General features: G+C 33.9%; 11 protein-coding genes. 6 read left to right on the top strand and 5 right to left on the bottom strand.

Translation table 11 applies throughout. The features are described from left to right. Window positions 1-234 precede the first annotated feature (234 nt). Window positions 235-498: a hypothetical protein gene (locus FLACOL7796_RS21785; RefSeq protein WP_173972890.1), complete on the top strand. Its 264-nt coding sequence runs from the start codon at window positions 235-237 to the stop codon at window positions 496-498. Window positions 499-651: 153 nt separating this feature from the next. Here the strand turns inward: FLACOL7796_RS21785 and hemH are convergent, their stop codons facing one another. From hemH to FLACOL7796_RS21810, 5 genes are all read right to left on the bottom strand, one after another. Beyond that, window positions 652-1,665 (bottom strand): ferrochelatase, encoded by a 1,014-nt coding sequence (gene hemH, locus FLACOL7796_RS21790; protein WP_173972891.1) that lies wholly within the window; start codon window positions 1,663-1,665, stop codon window positions 652-654. Window positions 1,666-1,787: 122 nt separating this feature from the next. Further along, on the bottom strand, window positions 1,788-2,672 hold the full coding sequence (locus FLACOL7796_RS21795; protein ID WP_173972892.1) for a helix-turn-helix transcriptional regulator: 885 nt from the start codon (window positions 2,670-2,672) through the stop codon (window positions 1,788-1,790). A gap of 46 nt (window positions 2,673-2,718) precedes the next feature. After that, window positions 2,719-3,270, bottom strand: a complete 552-nt coding sequence (locus FLACOL7796_RS21800) for a YceI family protein (protein WP_173972893.1) — start codon at window positions 3,268-3,270, stop codon at window positions 2,719-2,721. 53 nt (window positions 3,271-3,323) lie between these two features. Then, on the bottom strand, window positions 3,324-3,863 hold the full coding sequence (locus tag FLACOL7796_RS21805; RefSeq protein ID WP_173972894.1) for a YceI family protein: 540 nt from the start codon (window positions 3,861-3,863) through the stop codon (window positions 3,324-3,326). A 14-nt stretch (window positions 3,864-3,877) separates the two neighbouring features. Beyond that, window positions 3,878-4,246: a hypothetical protein gene (locus tag FLACOL7796_RS21810; RefSeq protein WP_035625458.1), complete on the bottom strand. Its 369-nt coding sequence runs from the start codon at window positions 4,244-4,246 to the stop codon at window positions 3,878-3,880. A gap of 167 nt (window positions 4,247-4,413) precedes the next feature. On the opposite strand from FLACOL7796_RS21810, the gene FLACOL7796_RS21815 reads away from it, so the two are divergent. The 5 genes from FLACOL7796_RS21815 to hemA form a co-directional block, all read left to right on the top strand. Next, window positions 4,414-4,803: an OB-fold protein gene (locus FLACOL7796_RS21815; RefSeq protein WP_035625455.1), complete on the top strand. Its 390-nt coding sequence runs from the start codon at window positions 4,414-4,416 to the stop codon at window positions 4,801-4,803. Window positions 4,804-4,830: 27 nt separating this feature from the next. Beyond that, on the top strand, window positions 4,831-5,670 hold the full coding sequence (locus tag FLACOL7796_RS21820; RefSeq protein ID WP_173972895.1) for a DUF5777 family beta-barrel protein: 840 nt from the start codon (window positions 4,831-4,833) through the stop codon (window positions 5,668-5,670). A gap of 128 nt (window positions 5,671-5,798) precedes the next feature. After that, window positions 5,799-6,233, top strand: coding sequence for a hypothetical protein (locus tag FLACOL7796_RS21825; protein ID WP_035625451.1), 435 nt, complete (start codon window positions 5,799-5,801; stop codon window positions 6,231-6,233). 20 nt (window positions 6,234-6,253) lie between these two features. Beyond that, complete coding sequence (locus FLACOL7796_RS21830) at window positions 6,254-6,847, top strand: globin family protein (RefSeq protein WP_035625449.1); 594 nt, start codon at window positions 6,254-6,256, stop codon at window positions 6,845-6,847. A gap of 256 nt (window positions 6,848-7,103) precedes the next feature. Further along, the coding region (gene hemA / locus FLACOL7796_RS21835; protein ID WP_173972896.1) for a glutamyl-tRNA reductase at window positions 7,104-8,365 on the top strand (1,262 nt) is incomplete at its 3' end.

An 8,365-nucleotide genomic window follows, 5' to 3' on the forward strand; every position in this document is an offset into this window, starting at 1 on the left:
AAACTTTAAAAAGTTACCAAGATAATTAGTACAGAATTAGAATATTAAACAAAATTATTTTCCAGAGTAAATATTTACTTTTTTAATTTTTTTTTTTAACTCTCAAAATCAATTAATAACAAAACATCGAAATAAAAAGCGAGGAATTTAGAATCTAATTGGTGTTAGACGTACTTAGGTAAGAAAAGTCGTTTTAAATGTTATACTTTTAACTAACTTTATTAATGGTAAATTATGGATAAGGATATTATATTAGATAAGTTAAAAAAAGCAAAGCAAGAACTTATTTTTAATCACGAAGAATTGCAAAGATGTACTAAAGATTTAAAAATTGCCAATGTAAATTTGAACATCAGAGAAAAAGAAAAGGAGTTGAACATGGAAGAATTTAACAGTGCTTTAGAGCAGATGATGCTTGCAATTTCTCACAAGTTGAGAAAGTCCGTTGCCAATATCCTGGGTATTTCAAAATTGTTGTGTGAAGATGTAAATCTTTGAAATAATGAGTTGAGAGAAATTTTCTTTTGATTATTCAATCTGCCGAATCACTAAATGCTTCGACAGAAGAATTATCGAAGTTCATTTATATAAAGAGGCCAACGGATATATGAATGATGGGAGGTCCAATATCTCGATATTGCTATTTTAGTATTATTCAGCCCAGTCATTAATCCAGTTACCAACAGTCTGGCACCACTGGTCGTCGTCATTCAAACAAGGAACGGCCAAGAAATTTTCTCCTCCATTTTTCTCAAAATCTTCTCTGGCACGCATGGCGATTTCTTCGAGCGTTTCTAAACAATCCGAAACGAAAGCCGGTGTTACCACAGCCAGATTTTTAATTCCTTTTGCCGGCATTTTATCAATTTCAATATCGGTATAAGGCTCCAGCCATTTATCTCCAGCCAATCGGGACTGGAAAGTTAAGCTGTATTTATCTTCTGTGAGACCTAATAATTTTACTACTTGTTTTGTCGTTTCATAACATTGATGACGATAACAGAAATCATGCGCTGGTGAAGGTGTGTTACAGCAAGAACCGTCAATTTTACAATGCGATTTGGTTACGTCGGTTTTTCGTATATGACGTTCTGGAATTCCGTGATACGAAAACAATAAATGATCGTATGGAAATGCAGCTAAATGTTTCTGAATTGAATCTGCCAGATTTTTGATATAATCCGGTTTGTTGTAAAAAGCAGTAACATTGGTAAAAGTCATCTGTGGAAATTTCTTCTTTCTAATTTCTTCTGCCTTTACTAAAATGGTTAGAGTAGAAGCCATTGCATATTGCGGATACAGTGGGAAAAGCATTACTTCGCTAACGCCTTTATCGTGTAACTCCTGGAGTCCTTTCTCGATGGTCATGCTTCCATAGCGCATTGCCAGTGTAACCGGTACATTTACCAATGTTTGTACTTTCTTCTGCATTCTTTCTGAAAGCACTACAAGGGGCGAACCTTCGTCCCACCAGATTTTTGCATAAGCATGTGCCGATTCTTTGGGTCTTTTTCTTAAGATGATGCCTCGGACTAATAAAGCTCTCAATAAATACGGAACATCGATCACGTATTTATCCATTAAAAATTCATCTAAATACGGCTTTACATCTTTTGGTGTTGGACTTTCGGGAGATCCCAAATTTACTATTAATACGCCTTTCATTATTTTTTTGCTTTTAACTTAAGCTTTAAGCTTTAAGTATTTGTTGTTTGAATTTTTTCTAAAAGTAGCATTTGCTGCCATTTAGAAATATGAGTAATATTATTTTTTATTTATACTGCAATTTACAAAATCGATACTGTTTTAAAATTGGTATTAATCGACATCAGATATTTTTTTGGAGTTGTGGCAAATTTTTTCTTGAATCCGGCAATGAAGTGGCTTCCGGTGCTGTAACCTATTTTTAAGCCCACTTCATTTACATTGTAGCAGCCGCTGTCAAGCAGTTTTCTGGCGCAATCCATTTTGTAATCAAACAGAAAACCATAGACAGTATCACCGTATATTTGTTTGAAACCTATTTTTAGTTTTTTCATATTAAGGCCAATTTCATCTGCCAATTCCTGTAAACTAGGCGGTTCATTCATATTTGCAATAATAATTTTTTTGGCTTTTCTGATTTTCAAAACATTGTCCTGATCAATTAAAAACGGACAATGTTGCGCACTTGGATTCTCAGACCTGTTAAAATACAAACTCAGCAGTTCATATCCTTTTCCTTTGTAATAAAGGTTTTTTACAGAAGGATGAAAGTTATAATGAAACAGCTGGCTTAAAACAATTGCCATCTGGGGACTGATATTTGCTTCAGTAGAATACTTTTGGTTGTTATTATCAGCACTTAATAAAGTAATATAATCTGCTTGAGTAGAAAACAGCGCGTGAAATTTCTTAATCGAGACGATAATAGAAATCACCCATGAATTTGGAGCAAGTTCTAAATGAAGTGATGTCTGCTTTTTAGGATTGTACAAAAGCAGGGATTTTTCCTCTTTCAATTCTAAAGTATAACTACCCTGACTGAACAAAAATTTGCTATTGCCTTTCAGTCCGAAATGAAACTGAATCATATCACTTCCCAGCTCACGGTTGGCAAAAAAAGGCTCTGAACTGTCATTCTGAAAGTGTATAAGGGTAAAGTCGTCTTCAATTTTTGTTTCTTCCTCCATTTTTTTTGATATAATGAATAATTGACTTTTTAAGTTTTTTTGGTAATTATTGTCTGTTTGCTCCTAATACTGCTGCAACTTGAATGTTTATCTTATTAGAAACTTTGCTTTTAACAAGGCTTGGTATTGCAATATTAAAATCACTGGCATTTACACTAAAATCAGATAAAATACTAACTCCTGATATTGATTTGCTTATCCTTGCTGTGGTGCTTACATCCTTAGATTTTCCGTGAAGTTCCAATTTACCCTTAATGATAAAATCTTTAGGGTTTACCGTTAGGCTCTGAAGATCAAACCCTTCTATTTTTCCTTTAAAGACTGCTTTTGGATAGCGGTCACTTTCAATATAATTTTCATTGAAATGTTCTTCCATCAAAGCGACTTTAAATCGAAATCCTTTCATTAAGGCTAAACTTGCAATTTCGCCCGTTGCAGGATTCAGGACAAAAGTAACATTAGTATTTGTGGCCTTGACTTCTTCGAAAGAAGCAACGGATGCTTCAAAAGTAATTTTTCCTGATTTACTGATCATTTTTTCTTGTGAGAGGCCAATAGCGCAGACATATAGCATTGCAATGAGTATGTTTTTTTTCATAGTTTTTTGGCTTTACATTGTTTTTAGTGGATAAGATTTATCTGGTTTAGCACTTATTTTAAAACCGCAATAATTTGAACTTTGACCCTATCGTCCAGTTTATACTTAATAAGCGATGGGATAGGGATGCTAAAATCACTGGCATTTACGGCGAAATCAGAAATGATGGTGATTCGCGGCCCCGTCTTAGTAATTTTTGCAGCGGCTTTTATATCTTTAGATTTACCGTGAAGTTCTAACTTCCCTTTTATGATATAATCTTTATAATCTTCTGTTAGACTTTTAATGTCGAACCCCTCAATTTGGCCTCTAAAAACGGCTTTTGGATACTTATCGGTTTCCATGTAATTTTCATTAAAATGTTCTTCCATCAAAGCCATTTCAAATTGGAATCCTTTCATTAAAGCAAGGCTTGCCACTTCTCCTGTTGCGGGATTTAAAACAAAAGTTACATTGCTGTTAGTTCCTGCAACCGGCTGAAAAGAAGGTACTGAAGCTTCGAGCGTTATTGCTGCAGATTTAGTTACTATTTTTTCTTGCGAAAAAACAATAAAAGAAGCCAATAGCATTGGCATTATTATGATTTTCCTCATGATCTTGTTCTAGATTATTTTTCTAATAATCCATCCTGATTCCATTTATTTATAATATCTATAGTGGTTTGAGGTAATCTTGGTCCGCCCTGCGGCATTAAGGAACTATCTCCATTTTCTAAAGAAATTCGTGTAAGCAATCCTCGATTTAAAACTGCATTTTTCACCTGATCATAAGTAACTAAGGACATAGGCGCTCCATTTTTAGGAACTGCTGCATGGCATACAACACAGTTATTATCAATAATAGATTTTACATTTTGGCTGTACGTTGCCAGACCATTAATGGGTGTGGGGTCCATTAAGGTGCTTGGATCATCGTTGGCGCAGCTTACAAAGATTGAAGCTAATGATGAGATAACGAAAAGTGTTTTTAGATTCATAAGATTGGTTTTTAGTTATAAATAAAGGCATGATTTTAAGAATCATCAGGCATTTCAAAATCATATACGTTGAAAAGCATAATACAGATTTAACAAAAGGCATATTTAATGGTTTAAATCCAATAGGTATTTTTTAACGTAGATAATCCAAATACTAAAAAACAGTTATGAGAAAAAAAATACTAACTACAATTTCCCTTTTTATAATAATCGGAATTTTGTCTTTCTTCTACATCTACAAAGGGCATAGGGATATAGAATCAGAAACTGCCGATTATGTTGTAACCGTTAACGAACTAGAAAGAGAGTTTGCTTCAAACGATAGTCTGGCTTACATCAAATATCAGGACAAAACAATTGAATTATCTGCACCAGTAACAAGTATTGATAAAGCTGGTAATGGAATTGTTATGAGCGAAAAAATATTTGTGACATTCAAAAACCGTTTGCCTCAAAATATTACATCCGGGAAAACTCTCAAGATTAAAGGACGTTTTTTAGGATATGACGAATTGCTCCAGGAATTTAAAATAGACCAATCTTCAGTTGTACACTAATACAAATAACAATTTAAAACTAACCTCATGAAAAACTTTATTCTATTATTTTTTTTATTTCCGCTGTTAAGCTTCTCCCAAACCGATTTGCTCTCTGGAGTAGAAACTCCTTCTACAAAAGAAAAAGTGACATCTGCATTCAAAGCCCTGAAAATTGTTAATCTTGAGTCTACAAAATTGGCCGCAAAAGGTGATTTGTATTTTGTTGTTGCACACCGATTCGGATCCATTAAAGATGGTTTTGAAGGTTTCTACGGACTGGATAATGCCAATACACAAATTAAATTTATTTACGGTTTGACAAATGGACTTAATGTAAGTGCGGCCAGAAGTGAATTTGCATATGACTTTGCAACAAAGTATATGCTATTACCTCAAATAAAAGATGGTTTTCCCGTCACTATAGCCGGGTTCAATAGTTTGTCTATTAATAACACGTTAAAAGAAAGCTTGTACCCTAAACTTGAATTTAAAGACAGGCTTACTTATGTAGCACAGCTGCTGATTTCCAGAAAATTTTCTGAAAAGCTGTCTTTAGAAATTGTGCCGTCATTCTTTCACCAGAATTTTGTTGACGACGTTGACCAAAGCAATACTCAATATGCTATAGGTTTTGGAGGAAGATATAAAATCGCCAAACGCTGGTCTTTAAATATGGATTATGCAGCGCATTTAAATAGGGCAGCGAATTCTCTTTATAAAAACCCGCTGTCTATCGGTTTTGATTTAGAAACCGGCGGGCATGTTTTCCAGATGCATTTTACCAGTTCACAGGCAATTGATGAAGCTGGATATCTGGGAAGAACAACAGGCGATTGGAGAAAAGGAGATATATTTTTTGGATTTAATCTTGCCAGAGTTTTCTAGTATCTCCTTTATAATTAAATTATTAGGTAATTTCTGTGTTTAAAACGATTCTAAATTGATCAATTTGCAAGTATTTCTAAAACCGCAGCGATTAAGTAGACGTAGATAATTTTAAAAACATAAAAATTATGAAAATTAATAAAATAATCAAAAAGGGACTTTTTATACTAAGCGGAATATTTGGGCTATTTATTGCCATTTTGCTTTTTCACATTATAACAGTAAAACCACCCGTTTATGATACGCCAAATCTGCAGGTAAGCAGAATCGATTTTCAATCAGATATCGATTCTCTGCAGGCCAGACAAATATGTGCCGATTTAAGAAGTATAAAAGGCCTGACATCTGACTCTATTATCGTTAAAAGAAATGTTGTGGTGTATTTCCACAATAATAAAATTACAAACTCACAGAAAGTTTTCAATGAGTTGATGTCTAAAAGACACTATGATGCTAAGCGTTATATTCTACCTGCAAATTTAGCAAACAAAGAAGTCTGCCCAATGAATCAAAATAGCTTGAGTTATAAATTATCTCAAAAAATAAATCGTTTTTTTAATTAACCCTTTAATACCTTAAATTTATGAAAATTTATTCAAAACTTACACTTAGTGTATTGCTTGCTGCATCTGCAGCTATGATTTCCTGCAGCAGTAATGACGACGAAACCCCTGCACCTCCTGTAAAGGCATCAATTTATGAACGCTTAGGCGGGACTAAAATGGTTTCTGATCCTGATAATTCCGGCCAGATGATTGAGCAGGGACGTTTGAGTTTCCGCAAAGTGGTAAATTCAACTATCGGATTGATTGTTGCTGATATCCAATCGAATGCTTCAGGGAATCTGCAGGCACATTTTGCTCCTTTATTGGCAGAAACGGGAACTACCCAGTCTACCAATATTGCTAAATTATCAGATAATCTGACTGATTTCTTTTCGTTTAATACGGGAGGAACAAATGCTGTAAATACATATTCTGGTTTGAGTATGTCAGCGGCGCATGATCCTGCAAAAAATCCTCGTATGGGAACAAAATCCAGCAGTGCGGATTATACAAAATTTGAAGGATATGTTGGAGCTGCAGCCAATGCAAATGGTGTTGCTTCAAATACAGAGCTTTATACAGATATAGTTGCTGTTTTAGAATCACTGAGAACTCCTATAGTTCAAAAGTAATTTTCTTCTCAAAACGCTGCCTGAAAAAGGCAGCGTTTTATATTTCAATACTATTACAGTGCCGGATTCTTTACAATATTATAGAATCAGTATATAAATATTTTGAAACTCTCATGTCATGTATAATGGCAGGAAATTATATAAAATTGCCAATTTGAATCAATTTATTCTACAGCGATATATTAAGTCCTTCTAGCGTTGTTATATATAAATTAGTCAGTAATAATTTTTTGAACTTTTTAAGGAAAACATAAATATGGAAAATTTTAATATGTCCAGTTCCACCACTTTTTACGCATTAGGGCTAAGCTATAAGAAGGCAGATGCAGAAATTAGAGGAAAATTTAGTTTAGATACTCAAGCACAATCTGATTTATTGATGCAGGCCAAAGCAGAAGGCATAGAATCATTGATTGTGACTTGTACTTGTAATAGAACTGAAGTTTATGGTTTTGCCCATCATCCTTATGAACTCATCAAATTGCTTTGCGAAAACAGCAATGGTTCTGTTGAAGAATTTCAGCAGGCTGCTTATATATATAAGAATGAAGAAGCTGTCAATCATATGTTTAGGGTAGGGACAGGTTTAGACAGTCAGATTCTGGGCGATTTCGAAATTATCAGCCAAATTAAAATCGCTTTTAATCATAGTAAACAAGAAGGTTTGGTAAACACTTTTCTGGACCGTTTGGTAAATACTGTTATTCAAGCGAGCAAAAAAGTTAAAACAGAGACTAAAATTTCTTCTGGTGCAACATCCGTTTCTTTTGCATCAGTGCAGTATATTATACGAAATGTGGCAGATATTGAAAATAAAAATATTTTGTTATTCGGAACAGGAAAAATAGGAAGAAATACTTGTGAAAACTTAGTAAAACATACTAAAAACAGCCATATTACTCTTATAAACAGAACAAAAAACAAAGCCGAATTATTGGCAGGAAAACTCAATATTATTGTAAAAGATTACGACGATTTGAAAGAAGAACTACAGCAGGCAGATGTGCTGGTTGTAGCTACAGGAGCACAAAACCCCACTATTGACAAAACATCGCTTAATTTACAGAAAACCTTATTAATTCTGGACTTGTCCATTCCACGCAATGTAGATACTAATGTAGAAGAAATACCCGGTGTAACTTTAATACATCTGGATGATTTATCTCAAATTACTGATGACACGCTGGAAAGAAGAAAACAGCATATTCCAGCTGCAGAAGCTATTATTGATGATCTGAAATTAGAACTGAATACCTGGGTAAACGGCCGAAAATGTGCGCCAACCATCCATGCATTGAAAGCGAAACTAAATGATATTGTATCGGCTGAATTTGCTTTTCAAAAAAAGAAAATAATCAATTTTGATGAAGTTCAAATGGATTTAATCAGTTCCAGAATTATTCAAAAATTAACAAACCATTTTGCAGTCCACTTAAAAAATGAAAATAATTCCTTGGATCAAAAGATCGAGTTTATTGAAAAAGTGTTCCAAATTGGACAGTTTACGCAGAAAATAAG

The organism is Flavobacterium bizetiae (genome assembly GCF_902804475.1).
Lineage (GTDB): Bacteria > Bacteroidota > Bacteroidia > Flavobacteriales > Flavobacteriaceae > Flavobacterium > Flavobacterium bizetiae.

Coding starts and splice junctions, on each gene's coding strand:
- FLACOL7796_RS21815 (WP_035625455.1), top strand. CDS start 4,414: ATGAGAAAAAAAATACTAACTACAATTTCCCTTTTTATAATAATCGGA.
- FLACOL7796_RS21805 (WP_173972894.1), bottom strand. CDS start 3,863: ATGAGGAAAATCATAATAATGCCAATGCTATTGGCTTCTTTTATTGTT.
- FLACOL7796_RS21820 (WP_173972895.1), top strand. CDS start 4,831: ATGAAAAACTTTATTCTATTATTTTTTTTATTTCCGCTGTTAAGCTTC.
- FLACOL7796_RS21810 (WP_035625458.1), bottom strand. CDS start 4,246: ATGAATCTAAAAACACTTTTCGTTATCTCATCATTAGCTTCAATCTTT.
- hemH (WP_173972891.1), bottom strand. CDS start 1,665: ATGAAAGGCGTATTAATAGTAAATTTGGGATCTCCCGAAAGTCCAACA.
- FLACOL7796_RS21830 (WP_035625449.1), top strand. CDS start 6,254: ATGAAAATTTATTCAAAACTTACACTTAGTGTATTGCTTGCTGCATCT.
- FLACOL7796_RS21795 (WP_173972892.1), bottom strand. CDS start 2,672: ATGGAGGAAGAAACAAAAATTGAAGACGACTTTACCCTTATACACTTT.
- FLACOL7796_RS21800 (WP_173972893.1), bottom strand. CDS start 3,270: ATGAAAAAAAACATACTCATTGCAATGCTATATGTCTGCGCTATTGGC.
- FLACOL7796_RS21785 (WP_173972890.1), top strand. CDS start 235: ATGGATAAGGATATTATATTAGATAAGTTAAAAAAAGCAAAGCAAGAA.
- FLACOL7796_RS21825 (WP_035625451.1), top strand. CDS start 5,799: ATGAAAATTAATAAAATAATCAAAAAGGGACTTTTTATACTAAGCGGA.